The organism is Algibacter sp., assembly GCF_029245835.1.
GTDB lineage: Bacteria > Bacteroidota > Bacteroidia > Flavobacteriales > Flavobacteriaceae > Algibacter_B.
Window position 1 is genome coordinate 14,883 of the sequence record NZ_JAQWOO010000050.1, and the last position, 23,288, is coordinate 38,170.

General features: G+C 32.7%; 15 protein-coding genes. 5 read left to right on the forward strand and 10 right to left on the reverse strand.

From position 1 onward, the window contains the following. Complete coding sequence (locus P8K68_RS08450; protein ID WP_300249526.1) at window positions 1-765, forward strand: aldolase/citrate lyase family protein; 765 nt, start codon at window positions 1-3, stop codon at window positions 763-765. Window positions 766-775: 10 nt separating this feature from the next. Continuing rightward, the gene (locus P8K68_RS08455; RefSeq protein WP_300249528.1) at window positions 776-1,801 is read left to right on the forward strand and encodes an L-rhamnose/proton symporter RhaT; all 1,026 of its coding nucleotides are present in this window, start codon (window positions 776-778) and stop codon (window positions 1,799-1,801) included. Window positions 1,802-1,952: 151 nt separating this feature from the next. Here P8K68_RS08455 and P8K68_RS08460 read toward each other — a convergent pair whose 3' ends face one another. The 9 genes from P8K68_RS08460 to P8K68_RS08500 all read right to left on the reverse strand — a co-directional run bounded on the left by P8K68_RS08460 (window position 1,953) and on the right by P8K68_RS08500 (window position 15,983). Then, window positions 1,953-2,831 (reverse strand): AraC family transcriptional regulator, encoded by an 879-nt coding sequence (locus P8K68_RS08460; protein WP_300249531.1) that lies wholly within the window; start codon window positions 2,829-2,831, stop codon window positions 1,953-1,955. Window positions 2,832-2,961: 130 nt separating this feature from the next. Further along, entirely contained in the window at window positions 2,962-4,293 is a 1,332-nt protein-coding gene (locus tag P8K68_RS08465; protein WP_300249534.1) for a GntP family permease, read from the reverse strand. A 74-nt stretch (window positions 4,294-4,367) separates the two neighbouring features. Then, window positions 4,368-5,855 carry a sulfatase gene (locus P8K68_RS08470; RefSeq protein WP_300249537.1) on the reverse strand — a complete coding sequence of 496 codons (1,488 nt, stop codon included), beginning with the start codon at window positions 5,853-5,855 and terminating at the stop codon, window positions 4,368-4,370. A 97-nt stretch (window positions 5,856-5,952) separates the two neighbouring features. Then, on the reverse strand, window positions 5,953-8,061 hold the full coding sequence (locus P8K68_RS08475) for a hypothetical protein (protein WP_300249539.1): 2,109 nt from the start codon (window positions 8,059-8,061) through the stop codon (window positions 5,953-5,955). Window positions 8,062-8,063: 2 nt separating this feature from the next. Next, window positions 8,064-10,058 carry a beta-galactosidase gene (locus P8K68_RS08480; RefSeq protein ID WP_300249541.1) on the reverse strand — a complete coding sequence of 665 codons (1,995 nt, stop codon included), beginning with the start codon at window positions 10,056-10,058 and terminating at the stop codon, window positions 8,064-8,066. Window positions 10,059-10,072: 14 nt separating this feature from the next. Next, window positions 10,073-11,470, reverse strand: coding sequence for a sulfatase-like hydrolase/transferase (locus tag P8K68_RS08485; protein ID WP_300249543.1), 1,398 nt, complete (start codon window positions 11,468-11,470; stop codon window positions 10,073-10,075). A 28-nt stretch (window positions 11,471-11,498) separates the two neighbouring features. Beyond that, window positions 11,499-12,320, reverse strand: a complete 822-nt coding sequence (locus tag P8K68_RS08490; protein WP_300249546.1) for an alpha/beta hydrolase — start codon at window positions 12,318-12,320, stop codon at window positions 11,499-11,501. 79 nt (window positions 12,321-12,399) lie between these two features. Further along, window positions 12,400-13,983, reverse strand: a complete 1,584-nt coding sequence (locus tag P8K68_RS08495; protein ID WP_300249549.1) for a sulfatase — start codon at window positions 13,981-13,983, stop codon at window positions 12,400-12,402. A gap of 56 nt (window positions 13,984-14,039) precedes the next feature. Further along, entirely contained in the window at window positions 14,040-15,983 is a 1,944-nt protein-coding gene (locus P8K68_RS08500; RefSeq protein WP_300249552.1) for a T9SS type A sorting domain-containing protein, read from the reverse strand. 717 nt (window positions 15,984-16,700) lie between these two features. Between P8K68_RS08500 and P8K68_RS08505 the strand changes: the two genes are divergently transcribed. After that, window positions 16,701-17,921 (forward strand): T9SS type A sorting domain-containing protein, encoded by a 1,221-nt coding sequence (locus P8K68_RS08505; RefSeq protein ID WP_300249555.1) that lies wholly within the window; start codon window positions 16,701-16,703, stop codon window positions 17,919-17,921. Window positions 17,922-18,299: 378 nt separating this feature from the next. On the opposite strand, the gene P8K68_RS08510 is transcribed toward P8K68_RS08505, so the two are convergent. After that, on the reverse strand, window positions 18,300-20,252 hold the full coding sequence (locus tag P8K68_RS08510; protein WP_300249558.1) for a T9SS type A sorting domain-containing protein: 1,953 nt from the start codon (window positions 20,250-20,252) through the stop codon (window positions 18,300-18,302). Between the two features lie 217 nt (window positions 20,253-20,469). On the opposite strand from P8K68_RS08510, the gene P8K68_RS08515 reads away from it, so the two are divergent. Together P8K68_RS08515 and P8K68_RS08520 are read left to right on the forward strand one after the other, a co-directional pair. Then, window positions 20,470-22,029: an arylsulfatase gene (locus P8K68_RS08515; RefSeq protein WP_300249561.1), complete on the forward strand. Its 1,560-nt coding sequence runs from the start codon at window positions 20,470-20,472 to the stop codon at window positions 22,027-22,029. A gap of 37 nt (window positions 22,030-22,066) precedes the next feature. After that, the gene (locus tag P8K68_RS08520) at window positions 22,067-23,242 is read left to right on the forward strand and encodes a carboxypeptidase-like regulatory domain-containing protein (protein WP_300249564.1); all 1,176 of its coding nucleotides are present in this window, start codon (window positions 22,067-22,069) and stop codon (window positions 23,240-23,242) included. Window positions 23,243-23,288 lie beyond the last annotated feature (46 nt).

A 23,288-nucleotide genomic window follows, 5' to 3' on the forward strand; every position in this document is an offset into this window, starting at 1 on the left:
ATGAAAAGAAACGCTATTAAAGATACGTTACTAAAAGGCAAAACCGTTTTTGGGCCTTTTTGTAAAATCCAAGATCCAACCATGATTGAAATCGCTGCATTGGCAGGATTTGATTTTGTGATTTTAGATATGGAACATGGTCCTTTTAGTATAGAGTCTGTTCAAAATTTAATTAGAGCTGCAGAAGCAAAAGGCATTACACCTATTGTTAGAGTTACAGAAAATTCCGATTCTTTAATACTTAGAACCTTGGATGTAGGCGCAAAATGCATTCAAGTGCCACAAATATCTTCTAAAAAAGATGCTGAGTATGTTGTAAAAGCCTCTAAATTTTATCCAAACGGAGAAAGAGGCATGTGTCGTTATGTAAGAGCTGCAGAGTATACCAACATAGACGCTAATACCCATTTTTCTAGTGCAAATAATCAAGTAATTACAATCATACATATAGAAGGTTTAGAAGGAATAGAAAATCTTTCTGAAATACTTTCGGTGGAGGGAATAGATGTGATTTTTCTAGGTCCTTACGATCTTTCTCAATCATGTGGCGTGCCTGGGCAAGTGCATCATGAAAAAGTAATAACAAAAATGAAAGATGCTGTAGCTTTAGCAAAAGCACATGGAAAGTTTGTAGGAACCTTTACAGAATCTGTAGAAGATGCTAAGCAATGGCAAAATATTGGCGTACAATATATTGCATATGCAGTAGATGTTGGATTGGTAATGAACGCATATAAAACAATTACAAATAAAATAAAGAACTAAATTTTTATATATGGATACTATGTTTTTTCCTTTTCTTTTAATCATTTTTGCTAGTATTTTTCAAGGCTCTTTCGGACTAGGTATGAAATACATGGCCCCCTTAAAATGGGAGTCGTGGTGGCTTGTTCACGCTACTATAGCAATGATTATTATACCAATGGCCTGGGCTTTTATAGTCGTGCCAGACTTAGGACAAGTTTTAAGTACCTCGTTTACAGATCCTTCTATGCAAAGTGTTGTTTATCTTGCGATGTTATTTGGTTTTCTTTGGGGTATTGGAGGCATATTATTTGGCGTAAGTGTGCCGTATATTGGTTTATCATTAACCATGGGTATTGTTATGGGGCTGGCTGGTTCAGTTGGTGCTTTAATTCCTTTACTGCAAATGGAAAATGCAACATCAACCCCGCAGTTCCCTTATGTTATAGCAGGACTAGCAATAACACTTGTGGGTGTTGCTATTACAGCTAAAGCTGGGATTGACAAAGACAAAATGACCACTCAAGCATCAGGAGAAAAATCTAATATTGTAAAAGGTATTTTAATAGCCGTTGCCTGTGGTGTTTTATCGGCACTACTAAATGTTGGTTTTGTAAATGCAGCGCCCATTGCAAAATTGGCAGAAGAGATGGGAGCCATTGATAGAAATGCCAGTTTAGCAGCTTGGGTTGTGGTACTAATTGGAGCCTTTATAATGAATGCAGGGTATGCGATCTTTTTATTATTTAAAAATAAGTCTTGGAGTAATTTTAAAATCAAAGGCTCTAAAAAAGCATATAGATGGGCTATCCTAGCTAGTATATTTTGGTTTGGAGCTCTTGGAGTTTATGGTCAAGGCGCTGCATTAATAGGACCTATTGGTGGAGTTATTGGATGGCCCATGTTATTAGGTTTATCCTTAATTGTGAGCAATTTCTGGGCTTATAGAGCTGGCGAATGGAAAGGCGCTAAAAAACCATTTAATTTACTTCTAGTGGGGCTAATAGTTTTAATAGGAGCAAGTATAATTCTAGGTTATTCTAATACTGTCGGATAAAAATTATTTTAATTATTAAAAAGTTTAGGCTGTTCATCTTTATGAATGGGGGATGAGCTAAATTTTATAATAATTACAACTAAATCCTATTTGTTGTTGATTAAAACACCTTAAAAATAGACTTTTTTTATCAGAGGAATCTTGCTTTAAATTAATCTTGCTTGCTTGATTTATTTAATAACATGTATCTGCTTTTGTATTCACTGGCTGATACATGTTTTAAATTTTTAAAGATTCTGTTAAAAGTAGAGAACGAATTGAAACCAGTATCATAACAAATTTCAGAAATACTTCTTTCGCCATTAATTAGCATCTGACAGGCTTTATTTATTCTAAATTCTCGAATAAATTGAAATACCGTTTTTCCTGTTCTGCTCTTAAAATAGCGACAAAAAGAATTTGTTGTCATATGTGCAACAGCGGCTAAATCATCTAAAGAAATGTCATTCGTATAATTCTCAGTAATATAATCTATCACTTTCTGGGTTCTATCTTCTCCTTTAGTTGAATTTTTTAATGAAAAATGTTCACTTGATAAATGTTGAAAATCCACCTCAGTAGATAGCGATTTTAAAATAGCAAGTAAATTAATAATTCGGCTTGCTCCTTCACTTTTAGTTAACTGAATTAACTGTTCGCTTAACTTATCAACAACATCTTGCGAAAAAATAAGACCTCTAGCTGAGCGTTTTAAGAAATTTAAAATACCACTAAATTCAGGTAATAAATAAATATTAGAACCTTTAAAAGCACTATTAAATTTAATGACTATATAGTCAACAAGTTCAGTTCCATCTTTTTCTTCATTTTTAAATAAATGCGGAACCCCACTTCCAATAAAAACGAGTTGGCCATCATGAAAATGATCCATATGATCTCCTACTATTCGAATGCCATTACCCTTAATAGTGAACATCAATTCATATTCTTCATGATAATGCCAATGACCTCCAAAATATGGTATTGTTTTTCGTTCTGAATAAAACGATTGTGATTCTGGTATAACCGATGGTAAATATTTTAATTCCAATTTTTTTTTATGAATATAAGAAATTTATATGTTTTATATAAAAATCAAAGCTAATATTTTATTACGCGCTATAAAATAACAAAGAGTCTAACTATTAATTTATCGAGTTTAATTAAAAAAATGGTATGCACTAACGAACACCAAGCAAATAAAGGATGCCTACAGCAATTAATCCAGATAGTCCCATGACTAATGATTGAAGTGTATATGTTTTATATAAAACATGGATAGGAATGTTATGTAATCTGTTTAACAACCAGAAGAAGCTTGAATTAGCATGAAAAACACAAAATGAGCCAGAACCAATTAATGCAGCCATTATTTCTGGAGAATAGGGCATTAATGATGACATACTTCCTAAAATAGATGCCGCACCAATTAAGGAAACTGTAATAGACCCCGTTGCACTTGTTAAAACTGCCGCTAACAAAAAAGGAAGTAAAAACCCAAGAAAAGGCAATGCTGAAAAATAGGTTCCTAATGATTCTTGTACTCCAGATTCTCTAATAATAGAACCAAAAGCCCCTCCAGCACCAGTAATCATGATAATTAAAGCCGATTTTATAATAGCCGCTTCTGCCAATTTATTAATATGCGCTTTCTTATGACCAAAAATATAATCGACAGCGGCAATACATGCTCCAATCATAACAGCAACCATAGGAATACTTAAAAATGAAAATAACTTACCAACAATTGTATCATTTGAATCTAAAAAAGCACCAATTCCCATTAGAATTATAGGTACTATAATTGGCATTAAGTCTAATAATATGGAACCTTTCCTTAATGACAAATCGTGCATAGCATCTAGTCTTTTAACTTCAACATCTTGTTGTCTATCAAAATCTAAAATAAACTTTTTACAAAAATGTTTAGCCCACAACACGCCACCAGCAACTACAAATATAGCCACGAATGAGTTAATCAAGAGCAAGCGTCCAATATTCGCATTCAATAAAGAGGCTACCGCTATGGGACCAGGGGTGGGTGGCATAAGTGTATGAGATACCGTGAGTCCTGCTGCTAAAGATAAGCCTACAACGAGTACAGGTGTTTTACTTTTTTTTGATAAGGCTTCAACTACGGGCTGAAAAAGAATATAGGCTACATCAACAAAAACCGGAATAGATACTATATATCCGGTAATCCCCATAGCCCATGGAATTTTCTTCTGACCAACTAATTTTAAAATTTTTTCGGATATTCTAACACCACCTCCTGTTTCATTTAATACTTCACCTATAAATGCGCCAAAAATAACAACAATAGCAATCCATTTGAGCGTATTACTAAACCCATTTAATAAGACATCTATCGTTTGTTGGCCATCAAAACCAACTAAAAAACCTAAAAGTATCGCTGCCCATAGCAATGCAAAAAACGGATGTAGTTTCCACTTTGAAATAGAAAAGATGAGCAGAATTAGAATGACTATTATAGCCGATAAATTGAATATCATAAACCCTTACTGTATACTAAAGCTATTGGTTGAAGTAAATATTAGTTACAAATTACAACAATAATAAAATTATTTTATTTTGATAATTGTTGAAGCAATTGATTTTTTAAATCTTTTTTTATCTTTTTGTGTTTTTTATCATCTGCTACATTATGCCATTCATAAGCATCATTTTTATGGTTATAGAGTTCTTCTGAACCATTCGCATATAACGTATATCTAAAATCTTTAGACCTTACAGATACATGTTGATCCTCAGGCTCTTTAGATTTCCAACTTGAAATGATTGTTAATGCCACATCTGGTCCTGACCAAGATTTAGCTTCTGGGTTTTCAAGAAAGGGTTTCAAACTAAAACCATCTAATTTCGCCCCTTTTTCATTAATTAAAGTAGGGCCTTGAAGATTACATAAGTCTTTTAATGTTGGAAATACATCTACCAAACTCACAGGATGATCAACGGTCATTCCAGCATTTTTAGAATAATTAGAATGCTTGATAATCAGTGGCACATGTGTAGATTCTTCCCAAAGGCTGTATTTAAACAAATAGTCTTTTTCCCCTAAATTATAACCATGGTCACCAAAAAGCATCACCATGGTATTGTCTTTAAACGAGCTGACCTCTAATGCTTTTAAAGTTTCACCAACCATATCATCTGCAAAAGCAATACTAGCTAAATAGGCTTGAACATACACTTGTAGGGCTTTCTCCTTTGACGCATAACTTGAAGACGTTGTTAAGGTTCTAAAAGCTGTTCTTCCTCTTGTTTCATTTGTGGTATTTTCATCTAATTTGGTGTCTTCCTTGTCATTTTCCAAAAGTACTGGAATTTTTACGCTATCTAGAGGAAACATATCAAAGTATTTCTGAGGAACTACCAATGGTGTGTGAGGCCGAATAAAACCAACCGCCATAAAAAATGGTTTTGAAGTATTGTCATTTTCAAGATCAGCCAATTTATTTTTATACCAAGCTACACTTTTTTCATCGGTCATTAAATCTCTGTTATCATCTGTGATGTATTTAAACGGAGCGTTGATTTTCCAATTTGTGTTGTACCATCCATTATAGCCAGGTGCGTCTGCAGTTTTAGGAATATTAGGAACGTTTTTAAGCGATGTAAACGTCGCATCTAAAGCACCTAACACTCCCATTTCTGTTGGACATAAAGGGTGCTGGACAGCTTTTTTTCCGTTATATGCCATAGGGCCATAATCTGCAACAGCACCCATTTCATCCCAAACTCCTTTTTTACTTCTATGAAATACCTTGCCTGTTTGATAAGTACTATAACCATTTTCGCGGAAGTGTTCTGGTAGCGATTTTGAATTCATCGAGATTTCATTCTTTTGCCAGTCTCCAAACCCCCAATTTCCAGAAGTAGAAGGTAAAATACCTGTCATAAAACTTGCTCTAGATGGCGAGCAAACGGGTACATTGCTATGCGCATTTGTAAACAAAACCCCTTCTTTGGCTAATTTGTCAATATGGGGTGTTTTCGCTTGCGGATGACCTCCCATTACACCTACATAATCATTTAAATCATCGAGAACAATCATCAATACATTTGTTTTTTCCTGAGCAAAACTGAATGTTGTGATCAAGATACATAGACAAATTATAGATGTTTTTATTTTTATTTTCATTTCCATTTTCTTAATTTTTTAATCGATACGAATATAAATTATAATTAGTTGCTCTAAAATATTTTAGCATTTCATAAAACGGGGTATCCATTTCGGAAACCAATCCGCAATTGGCATTTTCGCCAACTACACTTCTACCTGCTGTGGTTGAGTTCCCCCACATAAACCAGTGTGCACCTACGCAATTAGAATCTCTTAAACCACTTTCAATAAAATTCTGATATTTCTCACCACGGTTACGTTGGTCTGAAGCATGACCTAAACCTGGATAAAATTTACCACTGTCTAATGCCCCAAAATTAAATTCTGAAATCAGATAAGGTTTGTCAAAAGTACCTTTACCAGGATACTCGAAATCTGTAAGTTCATTGTCATATTGGTTAAAAGAAATAATGTCTAAATATTGAGCTCCAATAGGCACATTATACTTGTTTCTATGTTCGCCATCGACATGCCATCTACAACCTAAATATAAATTTCCAGGAGATAATTCTACAATGGCTTTTTTTATGGTTTTAAAATAAATATGAGACAATTTTTCATAGAATAGAATATTTGCTTCTTCGATATTTTCGACTTTTAGCTTTGTTCTGTTGTTTAATAAATCATCCCAACTTTTAAAACTAGATACTGTTTTTTGATTAAAGATTTCTATGGTTTTTAATTCCTCTTTAAGAATGTCTATTAAAGCACGCTTGCCATAACTTGCAGCTGGATTCATCAAGGTTTTTTGAGCCATAGTATTAGGCTCGTACCAATGCATTTCGTTATCCACAAAATACCCAAAAAAGTAAGGGTCTTTATTTAATTTATATGCTTTTGATTGAATTTTATTTCTAACACTTTTTTCCCATTTCGGATTGAATACATCGGGAAATTTTTCATTCAACTTAATATCTAAAGTACCTACATAAGTTGCATAAGGTATACGCTGATCCTCCGCATATTTCCCTACATTCTCATCAGACCAAGATCCAAACGTATTTAATCCCCAGCTTTTTGCGCGCTCTAAGCTTTTTTCTGTATAAGCATATTGGTCAAAAGAGCCATATTTTTTTACGATAGTTGCTTGACCAAAACTGTACTCATTATTTTTATAAAACTTACCGTAAATAGGATCAGATTGTTTAGGTAATTCATCAAAAAAATGTTCACGATTTTTATAAGGTGTATTCACTCCTAATTTGCCTGCAGAATTTACCCCACTAGACCAAAAAAGGGCACCACTAGGATCAACAATCCACCATTTACCATCTAACTTTTCAACTCTAAAATGTCCTGTTGCCTTATACTTAGGTCCGTTTTTAAATCCTCCATATTCATTCCATTCGCTAGAACCTGTATAGGATGCTAAATCTTTCTTTTCTTTTTTTATCTCCTCTTTCAGTTGTTTGTCATTTGTGATTTTACCATCCCAAGTGGCATATTTATACTGTCCATATTTATCAATGAAAGGAAAAAAACTAGCTGCATCTTCTAAATATTTTTTAGGTTTAGAAGGATTTTGTGTTTGAATAGAAATTAAAGTAAGTGATTTACTTTCTTGTGAAGCCGGAAACTTTAATTGAATTTGATTCGTCAATTTTAAATCGAATGATCTAGCAAAAGAAATGCCATCTGGCATCCCTCTCATATTCGGGAAATCTTCATGCATTTTAGGGTAATTCTTTTTACGGGTTGAATAATCTGGAAGTAAAAGAGTATTAAATATTCTTGTTTCTCCAGGTTGAATCCAACCAATACTCCAAAGTGGTTTGCTCCACTTACTATTTTGCTTTTTTCCTGAAATATAAGGGTCAAAACGAACGGTTTCTTTCCCGTTATTTTTAATAGTATAGGTTACATAAATCCAATTAGTTAAATCCCAATCTCCTTTAATCGTAAGTGCACTTTCAATATCTGGTGCGATGGTTAATGATAACCCACTCTCTAAATTTTCTGCAGTAATATTTTTAAGTTGCACATCATTTGATGTATATGTTTTGGTAAAGTCGAAATTGATAGTAGTCTCTTTATTTGGATCTTCTTGCGAGATGACAATATTTGAAATAAGAACTAAAAAACTAGCTAATAAGAAGCCGTTTTTTAAAGTTTGTAAAGCGCTGTTTAATGTCTTCATATTTAATTAATTCTATTGTTATATAGGTTTTTTGCCGAATTTTTTACAGCGTCCACAAATTTCTGGTAGGGTTGGTCTGTGACGTTAACAATACCAATTCTAAAATTTTCACCATCTTGTCCGCGACCAGTTGCTGGTTGGTCACACCATTGAAACCAGTGTGCACCAATAAAATTTGGGTGTTTTGAAGCTTCTAAGATATACTGTTCATATAAGGCTGCTTGGTTAGCTTCATCGTAAGCACTTCTTAAACCTGTTCCCCAAACCCCATGAGATCCAGTTCCAAAATGAAACTCTCCTATAATGGCGGGTTTATCTATTTCCGAGTGAATTTTAAAATCTTTAGCGTCGTATTCGTAGATATTAAAACTTATAACATCACAATATCTTGAAGCTGCTTTTTGTACTACTGAGTTGTATTTTACTTCCTCATGAAAGCGACTTCCAAAATACAAGTGGTTAGGAAGTGTATTCTTTATAACTTCTGCAACTGTTTTAAAATACGTATCTGCAAATAAATCTAAATAGGCCATCATATCTTGTTGAAATGTCTTTTCATAGGATTGCTTGTTAGAGCCATTTATTTTTTGAAAGGATGAAAAATCACTTCCCCAGGAAGTATTTAAATTTTCTATGGATGAATATTTATCCTTTAAAAAAGTTTCCAGAGCTTTTCTAGCTGGAACTGATTTTTTCAGTTCTAACACCTGAAATGGAATCTCGAGTTCTCCTTTCCAATGCAATTCATTATTCACAAAAACACCTAGTAACCAAGGATTATCCTTATGTTTAACCAACCATTTTGCTCTCATTAATAAATCGTTCTTAAAATCTTGAGAAAAAGGATCTACCATTTTTGCGATGTTACCAACACCTTGCTTATTTGGATGTATAATGAGTGTATATGGGTGGTCTTTTTGAATCGAAGCATCAGACCAAGCACCGGAGGTATTGAATCCCCAAGATTTCATGCGTCCAAGTGTTACTTGTGCATGTTTGTTTTGCCATGCTTTGCCATACTTTCGTTTTAAATTTAAATTGTAAAAATTAATCGTCTGATTTTCAAAAAATAATTTATTTTCTTCTGAAACCGCTTGTTTTCGTTCCGTTTTTAACTTTGGAAATAAAGTGGTTCTACTTGCTGTAGACGTACTCGAACCACGTCCAGATCCAGTAATTCCCTGCGACCAAAACAAATGACCCTCTGGGTCAACAAACCACCATTTTCCATTATGCTTTTTTGTGTAGAAAAATCCTGTTGCTTTAAATTTGGGACTATTTTTAAAACCCCCATATTTAGTCAAGTGAGTTTCAAATTTTTCCTTAGAATACGTTTTAAAATCCTTAACGCCAAACGACTTAAGGGGCTTTATCTGGTTTAATTTACTATCCCAATTGTCCGAAACATATTGTCCCATTTCATCCAATATTGGAAGCTTTTGATTTTGAAAATCTTTATTGGCGAATTCTAAATTTTTGTATCCAAAAGGGGTTTTGATAAAAATTGTATCTGTCTCAGTTAATGATTGATTACTTGATATTTTGATTTGTACTGACTTTATTTTTTTTAAGTCGAATGCATTCCAATGCCTAACATAGCCACCTGGTAATCCTCTAACTTTTGAAAAATTGGACGTCCAACTTGACGTATCCGGAAGTTTCATTCTGTTTAAGATGAGTTTTTTTATTTCATTTTTATTTTTTGAAACAAAAAATCGTCCTTGATTTACATGTCTTTTTTGAGGACCTTGATAGCTGATATCAACAATTAATCTTTTGTTACTTTTATTGATGATATCAAAAGCCATGTAGGTAAACTCAGAGAGATCTAGGTGACAATTTTTATAACTAAAAATAATTTCATTAGCATTGTGCGATACATCTAAACGATAGGTTTTATCTTGATTTGTATCTAACTTACAAACATTTATTGTTTGCGCTAACAATGTGTTTGAAAATAAACCAATAAGTAAGATAATAGAAAATATTCTAGTCATGTGTTTATATTTTTTTAGTCTTTGTTTGTCCACCAAATATCTTCGCTAAGAGTTGGAAATACGCGATCTTTCATTTGATCGTTCCAAATATTCCATTCCTTTAAAAGTATATTATGAAGTTCTTTTTTTGATAATTGTATATTTGTTTTTTCAGAAATATCTTTAGAAATATCAAATAATTTAGGTTTATTTTTTTGTTGCTGAGTATTAGAAACCAATTTGTAATTTCCTTGTCTAATGGCCATGGCATTTTGTTCCCATTTTCTCCAAAATAACATGTCATGAGGTTTGCTTTTGTTTTTACCCGTTAAAAATGGAATAAGATTTACCCCATCTAATGGACGGTCTTTATTAATTTTAATATCATTTTGGGCAACAATAGTTGCCATAATATCTAAAGAAGAAACAGGATGTGTGTACGTTTGATTTTCTGGTATTACGCCTTTCCATCGCATTGCAAATGGTACTCGTATACCACCTTCAAAAAGATCTGATTTTCCACCTTTTAACAAACCATTATCAGATGCGTTTTTTTGTTCTGGACCGCCATTGTCAGATAAAAAAACTACAATGGTGTTTTCATCAATACCATTTTTTTTAAGCGTTCTTAAAATGTTTCCTACACCATCATCTACAGCACTTACCATTGCTGCATACGTTTTTCTTTTCTTATCTTTTATATCTGGAAAACGAGATAAATATTTTTCGGTGGCTTGTAATGGAGCATGAGGAGCATTATAAGCCAAATACACCATGAATGGTTCTTCTTGATTTGCTTTTTTATTGATAAACTGAACGGCTGCATTACTCAACTCATCTGTTAAATAGTCATCAATTTCTACAGGCTTTCTATTTTCAATGATTTTTGTACTATACCATTGCCATTTTCGTTTTACTTCTGATAAGTCTTTGATGTTTAATCTTTCTGGTAAATAATTATGACCTCCAGACAAAAATCCGTAGAAATAATCAAAACCTCTTTCTAAAGGATGAAAAACAGCATTTGTACCCATGTGCCATTTACCGATAATTGCATTTTTATAATTTGCCTTTCTTAATACTTGAGCCATTGTTTCTTCTTGAACTGGCAAACCCGAAATAGCATTACTAGGATTTATAGAGGGGTTTGTAGTAAATCCAAAACGATCTTGATAACGCCCTGTTAAAAAACCAGCTCTACTTGGGCCACAAACCGGAAATGTAACATACCCATCTTCAAAACGAACACCTTCTTTTGCAATTTGATCTATATTAGGCGTAGGAATATCTTTGCACCCATTAAAACCAACATCTGCCCAACCCATATCATCTGTCATAATTACGATTAGATTAGGTGGTTTACTTTTTATCTTGTCCTTTACAAGATGGCAACTTAAAAAAACGATAAGAAAAGCTGGAATTATGGATTTCATATTCTTCTATTAATTTTAAATTTACAAGTCATATACTTTGTAAAAACTCTTGAAAAATTGGTTTTACGTTTTTACTATCTCTGAAATAAAACATATGACCAGCCTCCTTAAACTCAAATAGTTTAAAATTTGTTACTTGGGTTTGATGTATTTTTTTTTCAAAATTTTTGTAATGAAAGGGTTTTACTATAGGATCACTAGTTCCGTGTAACATATACACAGGAATCTGGTTTTTATTGATGTATGAGATTGGAGATATACTTTCTAAAAAATCCATACTTGTATTTTGGTATTTACTTAATATTGTAAGAGTACCTTTATCTTTTACTCGAGCTACAAAATCTGTAGGTGCAGAAACTGCCATTACCGTTTTAATATTTGCGTTATAGTTATTATAAGACGCTGTTTTAAACTCTTCGTCTGGGCTTAAGGCTACCATTAATGCCAAATGAGCTCCTGCACTATATCCCCAAACGCCAATTCTCTTCACATCAATTGGTAATTCGTTTTTTAATGATTTTAAATAACGAATGGCTTGCTTTACATCTTCTATGCAAGCTGGAAAAGGGGCTTCCGATAATAATCGATATGAAATACTAATAGCAACAAAACCTTGTTGAGCTGCTCCAAAAACTTGCCAAGCAACTTGGTCGTTATCGCCTTTTGTCCAACCACCTCCATGAATAAATACAATTACAGGTTTTTTTTTATTTCCATCTTCCTTGTAAGAAATATCCATTTCTGAAGCTCTAGTAAATTTACCTTCTCTGTAATGTTTTACTTTGTAAATTAGCCCTTTTGGAACTTTAATTTCTTTGGGAGCAGGGCGTCCATTTTTATTTTGTGCCATAACATTCACATTATTGAACAAAAGAAACCAAAACATCAAAAATACTGTTATCAGGTATTTACACATAGTTATGTTCGCTTTATCTTGTTTTAATAATATGAAGCATTTCAGACTTTAAACTTTTCTTTATTTTTTTTAAAGATTTTTTATGGGCTATATTTTTCCATTCGTATGGATCTTTTTTATGGTCGTACAATTCTTCGGAACCATCTCCATATAATATATATCTATACCTTTGGGTTCTGTACGAATAATTTTGTTTATTTATTGCTTTTTTATTTCCATACCCATAATTTCCTACTACAGTTAATGCACCATTTGGACCGCTCCAATCTTTGGTTTTTGAATTTTCTAAAAAGGGTAACAAACTAAAACCTCCTAAATTACCTCCTTTAGAGTTCAATTTGGTATCGCCTTGTAAGGAGCAGTATTCCATCAAGGTAGGATATATATCTATTAAGGATACAGGGTGCTCTACTTTTTCACCTTTTGTTTCAGGGGTTTTTATAATTAGCGGAATTCTTGCACTTTCTTCCCAAGGTGAATTTTTAAATAAATAACTTTTTTCTCCCATTTGCCAACCATGATCACTAGTAAAAACAACGATTGTATTTTCTTTAAATTTACTTCGATTTAAGGCATCCACCACTTTTCCGATTTGTTCATCAACAAAGGTTACACAGGCTAAATAGGCTTGCAGAAAATGTTTTAGTGCTATTTCACGATTACCACCATAAGATTCTAATAGCATTTTATAATACTTAGGACCTTTATTATCTTTATTCGCTTCAAAATTATTGTTGTAATAAGTATCTTTTTCATCATTCTTCAACCAATTATCTAATTGAATTTCATCAAGAGGAAACATATCAAAATATTTGTCTGGTGCATGTAATGGTGTGTGTGGCCTTACAAAACCTATGCCCATAAAAAAAGGCTGTTCCGTTTCACGTTTTTCAAGGTCGTTTAATTTTGAAACCGCCCATTGCGCATGCAATTCGTCTTGTAATAAATCACGATTGTCATCATTGGTATATTTTAAAGGTTTATTATCCCAGCCATACACCAGTCCTTTTTCTCCCCATTCGCCTTGAGATATACCTCCATCAGATAAACGCCCATATGAACCATCAATGGGACCAATTGAATTGTACGGACTTGGTACAGAGGGATTCACTGAAGTTTTCTTTCCATCAAAAAAGAAAGGGCCATAGTTATGTTGTTCTTTCATACCCCATTCGTTCCAATCATCAGTGGCTTTACCGTGCGTTAATTTTCCAGTTCCCAGAGTTGTATATCCATTTTCTTGAAACAATTTCATTAATGTTTTGTTATTTTTCAAAACAGCTTGTTTTCTGTGGTCTGTCCATCCAAAATCTTTAGAATCATGCGGATAAACCCCGGTAAATAGACTATTACGCGAAGGTTGACAAACAGGCACGTTAGACTGCGCATTTACAAATTGAACACCAGTTGCCGCTAGTTTATCTATGTTAGGCGTTTTAGCTTGTGGATGCCCTCCAAAAACGCCTTCATAATCATTTAAATCGTCACACATGATAAAAATAACATTGGGTTTCCTTGTTTCTTGAGCGAAAACGTTCAAAGAAATTAGAATACCTAAAAAGGGTGTCAGTAAAAAATAGATTTTGCTTTTTTGCATAATTATAAAGTTTTGAATGTTTTATTGTTTCATGACGAATAACTTAACTTGTCGTTTTATTTTTTTAAAATTAATTGACTTCGACTTCCTTTAATTTCCAGAATGTACATTCCGGTTTCAAAATTTGATATATCAATTGCACCTGAAGTTTTTCCGGTACTAATTTCCTGGCCAGACATACTATAAATTATGTAGGAGACTGGTTTTGAGTTGTTTGAGATGTGTAACTTATCTGTAGTTGGATTAGGGTATACTTTTAAAGTAGTGTCGTTTAGTTCTGAAACACCTAAAGAAACATTAAATTCATGAGCACCAATATCTGTAGGCAAACTACTTGATAGCATATTACCAAAAAAATCTTTATCTCCATTATTACTAATTAATAACCCCGCGTCAATGGCAGGAGAGCTATTAAGGAGCAAATAATCATTAACGGATAATCCTCCTGGGTTTGTTAATTGCGGATTATCATAAATATCATTTTGTGAATTATTATAGAGTGTTTCAGAAGAAATATTAGGATAACTCCCGCTACCATACCAAAGGTTGGTATCAAATAAATTGTCAAAGCCTGGAGTTTCTGGAGTCCAACCTAAATCTTCTTCTTCAAAAATTAAATTACCATCAATATAAAAAATATTATTTTTAACAGTATTATCGTACGAAGACTCGCCAATTACCAAGCGAGAAGTCATTCCTGTACTAACATAAATGGTGTTATTGTAAACATGGTTATTATTGGAGCCTATTCTAGTTTGACCTTGAAATCCTGTAAAATTAGAAAACCAAATAATCTTACCAGATTGAGCATTTTTTTCACCATTAGGACTGTACATTTCTGGGTTACTAACAATGGTTGAACCATTAGTCCATTTTACTCGAGCACCATCATTAATACTAACATTATAACGATAAATACAATTGGTATTTGCCCCCATAAATTCGGCAAAGCCTCCAGCATTATCATAGCTTAAATTATATTGAACAATTATATTATCATTTTCAATATCAATATGAGCACCACAAGAATCTGCGGCACCTCTAACATGAGAAAATTCATTAAACTGTAAAATACCATTTTTACATCTTACGGACCAAAAACCACTTCCTCTTCCATGTTGTCTGGTATCTAGAGAATAATCGCCAGTATATCTAGAGATATTATTTTCTATAAGAAAGCCATCTACGTTAAAAAAAACGATACCAGAACCCCCAATATGATGTAAATTATTGTTACTAATATTAATATTCTTTTGATATTGGTTTACCGGAGGATTGACGTCTGGAATCCATTTATTAACGCTTATACCCACGTAACCTATATCAGTAATTTCACAACCTTCAATTATAATATTATCGAAAAAATTATTATTCCCCATGCCATCAGAAGTAAAATAAATACCATATCCCTTATAGGCATCACTGTTTTCAGACCCCGATGCGATTGTTGGGTATATTTTATGGATTTTGAGATTATGTAATGTGATGTTTTTTTTTATTCCAGAGTAAAGAACATGAGCAAAAAAACCATATCGATTTCTATCTGCCCCAGATTCTAGAGTACCATCATCTTCGTTGGCATCATTTTTTAATATTAAATCTTTAAATGTCAAATATTGTTTTTCAGAAGCGTCTATACACATTTTATAGTTTTTCCCATTAATTACTGGTCTTGTTGCTCCTCCATAACTTCCAAATGTAATAACCGAAGTATTATTCCCGCTTGATGATGGTATTAATTTTCCGAAAAATTCCTGTCCTGATTTAAATAGAATCTGATCGCCAGGAGAGAAAGCAGTAGCATTAACTTTATCTATACTTTGCCATGCACTTAACTCTGAGGTACCATTGTTGGAATCTAAGCCTTGGGTGTTGTCGATATAATAGGTAGTTTGACCAATTGCAATCAAAGAATAAAAACATATCACTATGAGTGCAATGCATTCTTTATTTCTAAATATAAGGGTTGTCTTCCTTTTAATTTTTAATATTTTATTCATTTAATTCGATTTTTGGGTTATAAAAAAACTTAAGTAGGTATTTGTTTTATTGTTTTAAAATGGCTTAAAAAATTGAAACTAACTGGAGTGAATATTATTTACCGTAATAAGTCGAATAAACTAATTAATTCCCTAGTATCTCAAAAAATCAAATTTATAACCATATTATCTAAAGGAATGTTCAAAAATTACCCATAAGTAGTAGTTTTTTATCACAAGCTATTTAATGATAACTATACAAACTTGAATTACCAATTTTCACAAGTGAAAAAAAACAGTATTCCATATGCACATTGGGCACTGAGAAGAAGTTTAAACCTTAAAAAAGAATGTCGCTTATTGTAACTAAAATAAGATTAAAATTTACACACCGAAACATAATAAGTTTGCCAATTTCTTTATCCCAAAAACAACTTCTATACCATATTTATGGTTAGTTATTGATTAACATTTTCATTCAATCTTGCGAAAAGCTAATAATTTTTTTAAGTAAAATAAAGTTCACCTTTCTCTTAAGATCTTTGATAGGTTGCTAAGATGTTCAAAAAAAACTTACAAAATTCTGCCGATAATATGCGATTAATTACGGTGAACTGAAAACCATTGACTTAGAGGTAAAAAGTGGAGTAACAAGGGTAATTCCTGCAATATATTTTTGATTCTATTTAAGTTCATTGTCACAAAAACTAAACAATTCAATTTCTAAAACTAATAATTATGAATAAAAATTACCTTTTAATGATGCTTTTTGCAACTTCACTAACAACTTTTGGTCAGACGACTTTAACAGTAGGTCCCGATTGGAGTTCAGGTAGTTGGAGTAGTGGAACACCTATAGCGGGTCAAGCAACAATTATTGATGTCGCAACTTCTAATGTCGATGCTGATTATACTCAATCAAGATTGATAAATACTGCGGGCGCATCAGATGTGACAATCAATGGTGTAAATAAACTGACTATTGATAATAATGGGACTTTGGAAAATATATCTTCTACACCAAGCATTATGACTATTAATTGCAATCTTAGGATAGGTGGAACTACTCAAATAGGTTCTTTAGGTGCAGATGCAAATAATTACGTATTTGGAGGTAATTTACAAGGCGGTGGGACTTTAGAGTTTATGACCAATGTAAACGCTACTATTGGCGCTACTGCAGATTTCTCTGGTTATAATGGAAATTATCGTGTATATAAAGGTACTAACCTTATTTTTGATACAACAAATCCTATCAATGGCGTGACAGGCAAACAAATCAGGCAGCAGGAAAATGGCACAGGAACCGTAACGATTAATTCGCCAAACATTTGTAATTCTGTACAATTTTGGTGTAACAGCGGTAATAATAGATTTCTTAATGTGGTATTTAACGCAAATCAAGATAACATAGGTAAATTTATTTTACTTGCAAACAGTAATACAACTACTAATGCTATAAATGTTACTATAGGGCCAGGTGTGACTTCTCTTCAATTTGAGGATCATAGTGGTGGAGGTACTCCTGTAGTTTGGGCCGCGAACCAAACGCTTAACATTATTAATTTTGCAGACAATGTACTGAATTTTGGTGGTGTTGCTACTGGTCTTACGGAGGAACAATTAGCCAAAATTACTGTAGATGTTGATACTACTGGAAAAGAATTGACTTTAACCAGCTCTGGAGACTTAGTGTTAGCTCCTACACTTTCTGCTAAAGTTCCTTTTTCTAATGTAAATTTTTCAATCTATCCAAACCCGGTGGATAATATCTTAAATATCGAATCAGAAGAACAGATTGCTGTTATTCAAATTACAGATGTTTTAGGAAAAACAATTACAACTCAAAAAGGCAAGCTGAAAAGTGTAAATACGGCAAACTTTGCAAAGGGAATTTATATTTTGAAAGTGTTTGCAAAAAATGGCGCTTCAACTGCTAAAAAGTTTATCAAAAAATAATTTATAACGTTATATATATAAGCTCCCAATATAGTAAACTATACTGGGAGCTTTTTAGTTTTTATATTAAACGATAAAGAGGTATTGTAAATTAGTTCAATAATTTTGCATGTTTTAAAAAGTACAATGTTAATATATGTTTTTTTGAGAACTGATAGATGATTTTTAAAAGAAGCAAAACACTTGTTTTTGGTGTTTTTTAACAGGCAACTAACTGACGACACTTTAAATTTTGAACCCATAAAATAATCTATTCGGAAGATATTAAGAGTTATAAAAACACACTGATTTAGTTTGAAATATTTTTTCTTTCTTCATCTAAATCAATATAGTTATCCTTTGACATTATTATAATAATTAAAAACATACGTGAAAATACTATTTATTCACAATAAATCTATTCGTTTGTATATCATTTATTTTAAGAAAGTAAACACCATTCTCTAAATTAGAAACATCGATAAATTCTTTAAACAGAGGTTTCATCACAATTTGTCCCAGTGTATTATATATAATTAATTTTGAGTGTTTATTAATACTTTTTGCAGTAAGACTAATAAATTTATTTGTTGGATTGGGATAAATTTTAAAATTATCTGCAAGCTTAACATTATCAGTCGATAGAAGTTCACCATTTTTAGCATTACAAGCCCCTATGTTTGGGGTACCAGATGATAAATCTATAGGATGTCCATAAAAATCTACATTTGGGTATTCCGGTACATTTACAAAAATTCCTATTCCTGCCTCAGCTACTGGAGGTCCTTGATGAGCAACACCTGTATTGATGGCATTACTATTTGTGTTTAATTGATAGCCAAATTTGTCTCCTGAATTTTCATTATTAAAAAAGGGTTCCCCATCTACAGGGCTAGAATCGCTATTTCTAAAACTACCGCGTACACTTCCAAAAAACAGGTTGTTAGTCATAAAAAGTGGCGTACCATTGTTTCTTATTACCATTTGTTTACCTCCTAAAGAAGCACCATTTATAGCATAAAATATATTATTGTAAATATGTGTATTGGTGGCATCTATATCTATTGCAGTAGAATAATTATAATTCATTACCACCGTATTATTATAGATATAGCTTTCGTCTGAATAGTGAACTTGATCTCCGGGAGTTTTTTCATTTATCCAGATGGTATGATTGCTATTTGTCCAACCCGGATTTTCTCGCCATCCATCATTTACACTAACATTAAACCTGTAAACCGCGTTTACGTTACCACCCAGTATTTCTACAAACCCACCTTCGCAGTCTTCCATATAATTGTACTGAATAAATGTATTTACATTTTCATGGTCTACATGAATACCGTGAGAATCTAAATATCCTCGTATGTGTAAGCATTGGTTGTATTGTATAACGGTGTTGATACTACGCCACGTCCAAACCGAGCTCCCTCTTGCAGGCATTCTTGGATCTGAGTTATCTCCAGGATAGTCAAAAATGTTATTTTCTATTAAACAATTGTAAGTTCGGGTTGGCAATATACATGTACCTCCAATTTTGTAAAAGGTATTATTTCTAAACACAAAATTCTTATTTCTTGATTCATCATCATCGCCATTGCCTCCATCATGTTTAACGTGTACCCCCAAGCGTTGTAAATCTGTAAAATAACAATCTTCAACCAGGACATCCTGAATGTTTTTGTGATTATTGGCAGTGTTCCAAGTAGAAAAAAAACGTATTCCTGCAACTTCTAAACCATTAAAATCTTCTGGGTCTAGCATAGGCTGGACAGCATATACATTTTGAAGCGTGAGATTTCTAAACGTGAAATTTCTTAATACATCCGGCCCTGTATTATGAATATAAATGCCAAATGCATCTTTATCATCAATACCATTTCTTGTTACCAATCTTTCATTGTTAATTTCTAAATCGTCGAAAATTATATGCTCATTATTATTTACATAAATGGCCTCTTGGTAATCGCCACCTTCAGCTGCACCCACTTCACCTGTAATTATAGGTTTATTGCCTGTTCCATAAGAAGAAATTAGTATGGGTTGAGTTTGAGTCCCAGAACCGTTTACAACAAAATGACCATCAAATCGCTCGCCTTTTTTAAACAACACCTCATCTCCTGGTTGTAAAACCTGCATTGAAATTTTAGTTAAACTTTGCCAAGCTAAATTTATTGAAGTACCACTACTATCATCAGAGCCATTCGTGGCATCTAAATAATAGGTGGTTTGTGAATACCCAAAAAATGAAAAAAAGTAAAAAAAAAGAATCGTTAGTGTAGTTCGAAATATTCGCAGATCAATAAAACACCTTGAATCAGGATTTTTACGAAGTATATTTTTAATTTTCATAGATAATTATTTTTTTTTAAGTAAAATTACTTTAGAAGTGAATCTCTTAGCGCTTACTTATTATCTTTTTAATATCAAAAATTATCTCAATCTTAAATACTCCATGCATTAGGATCAAATATTAATAATTTATGCTTTTATTTGGGTAATTTGTCCACTATTATTGAAAGGACTAAAATTATTAATTTACAAGTGCGATAAACTAATTAAATATCTGATGAAAAAAACAAGACTAAAATTATTTACTGCAGTACTGACAATATTTATATGCATACTTTCGTGTAAAGATAGTGATGCTCAAAAGTCTATACCTACAATAAAAAAGCCAAATATTATCATTATCTATACTGATGATTTGGGTTATGGCGATATTAGTGCCAATGGGGCTACTGAAATTAAAACACCCAATATTGATGTTTTAGCGAATGAAGGGGTAAGGTTTACTAATGGTTATGCAAGTTCTGCGACCTGTACACCTAGTCGGTATGCTTTATTGACAGGAGTGTATCCTTGGAAGAACAAAAGCGCAAAAATACTACCGGGCACTGCATCATTGATTATAGACACCACTCAAATGACGATTCCGAAAATGTTAAAAACCAAAGGCTATCATACGGGTATTGTTGGAAAATGGCATTTAGGCTTAGGGTCAGGAAATGTAAATTGGAACAAAACGGTTTCACCAGGGCCAAACGAAGTAGGGTTTGACTATTCTTATATTATGGCAGCCACTCAAGATCGGGTTCCTACGGTGTATATAGAAAATGGCGATGTTGTTGGTTTAGATCCTAACGACCCAATAGAAATTGACTATAAAAAGAATTTCGAAGGGCAACCAAATGGGATCGATAACCCAGAGTTATTATCTATGAAATGGCATCACGGTCATAATAGTAGTATTGTGAATGGAATTCCAAGGATTGGTTTTATGAAGGGCGGAGAATCTGCTAAATGGAGTGATGTAGATATGGCTGACCACTTTTTAAAGGGAGCACAAGATTATGTAAAGCAGCATAAAAACGAACCTTTCTTTTTATACTATGCCTTACAACAGCCTCATGTTCCCAGAACACCACATCCTCGTTTTGTTGGTAAATCTGGAATGGGACCAAGAGGTGATGTGATTTTGGAGGCTGATTGGGTTATTGGCGAGTTTATGAAAACTTTAGAATCTGAAGGTCTGTTAGAAAATACTTTGATTGTATTTTCAAGTGATAATGGCCCCGTTTTAAATGATGGCTATTATGATGACGCTGTGGAAAAATTAGGAAATCATACTCCAGCTGGCCCTTTTAGAGGTGGGAAATACAGTTTGTTTGAAGCTGGTACGCATGTACCGTTTATTACCTATTGGAAAGGAAGAATTCAGCCAACGGTGTCTGATGCTATGGTATGCCAAATGGATTTATTATCCTCTTTAGCGAAATTGATTGACAGCGATATTCGTGAAAATGACAGTGAAGAATTATTAGAGGTGTTTTTAGGAGAAAGCTTTTTAGGACGTGATGAGTTGGTTATTGAAGCGACTTCAAGAACAGCTTTTAGAAAAGGAGATTGGGCTATGATTCCACCATACAATGGTCCCGCAGTTTCTAAACAAGTAAATATTGAGATTGGTAACTCAAAGGAATATCAACTGTATAATTTAAAAGAAGATGCTGGACAACAGCATAATTTAGCCACAACTAACCCAGAAAAACTTGCTGAATTGGTTGCTGCTTTTAAAGCTATTAAAGGCAATATTAATACAAAAATTGAACAAATAGAATTACACTAAATATTATTATAGAAAATTATAATACCCTTCAGTTCACATGAATTTAAATTCAAACTTAAATATTATCCTGATCCTTTTTGTCCTTTGTTTTGTTAATTCCATTAATACACAAAATAAATCCATTGAAATTAGAGGTAGTGTTTTAGACCCATTTAATATAGGAATTCCTTATGCGGCCGTTTCTATACCTGCTAAGTATATAGGTTCCGCAACTAATGACGAAGGGGATTTTCAATTATCTTTAAGTATTAAACATTTATCAGATTCACTTATTGTTTCTAGTATAGGTTATAAGTCTTTTAAAATAAAGGTACAAGATTATATTAATTTAAAAGACAAGGTTATTATTCTGGAAGAGGATATAGCAGAACTTTCTGCAATAAATATTTTAAAACCGAAAGACTATATAAAAAATGCTATTAAGAATATTAAAATCACCACGATAAGTAAACCCTATCAATTAAATTTGTTATATAGGAGGTTTTCTGTGGAAGATAACAAAGCACGTTTTTTTGTTGAGCATTATTTAAAAACAGTAGATCGAGGACCTAATTCCCCTACATTTGACAAAATAGAAGTTTTACAAGGTCGAAAATCTGCAGATTATAGGTTCGTTAAGGTAAAACAAAAAGTCCATGCTATTCAAATTATGAATTGGTCTAACGTGCTAAGAACTAGGGATGGTTTTAATAAATATAAATGGACACGTAAAGGTGATACTACTTATGATGGGGAAGATGTTATTATTATTGAAGGATCTAGATGGAAAAATGATTATTTAAGACTATATATTGGTATGGATACATATAGTATTTATAAAGTTGAGAATTCAAGCTTGAATTCTGTTTATGTTTACAAAAAAAATATTGACGGTAAATTATATTTAAGTTATCATAATCGCGAATTTAAACAAAAGAGAAAAATAACCCCAGAAATGCAAAAAATATTAGGTAAAAAGAAGCCCCAAGTTAATACAGCATACAGACACGAAATGTTTGTTTTAGGATTAGAAACCGATAAAAAGAACATAAAAGTGAAAGATCGTGGAGCACTTAATATGGATATTGGAGATTTAAAAGTGCCATATAATACTGTATTCTGGAATAATTTTTCGGCACCACCTGCCACTAGTTTTTACACAAAAAGCATAGAGGAAATAGAATCTATTTATGGTGTTCCTATAGAAACACAATTTAAGTCTATAAATAAATAAGATATACCAGACGTTTTTTTAAAAAGAGAAATAGAATTCTTCAGTA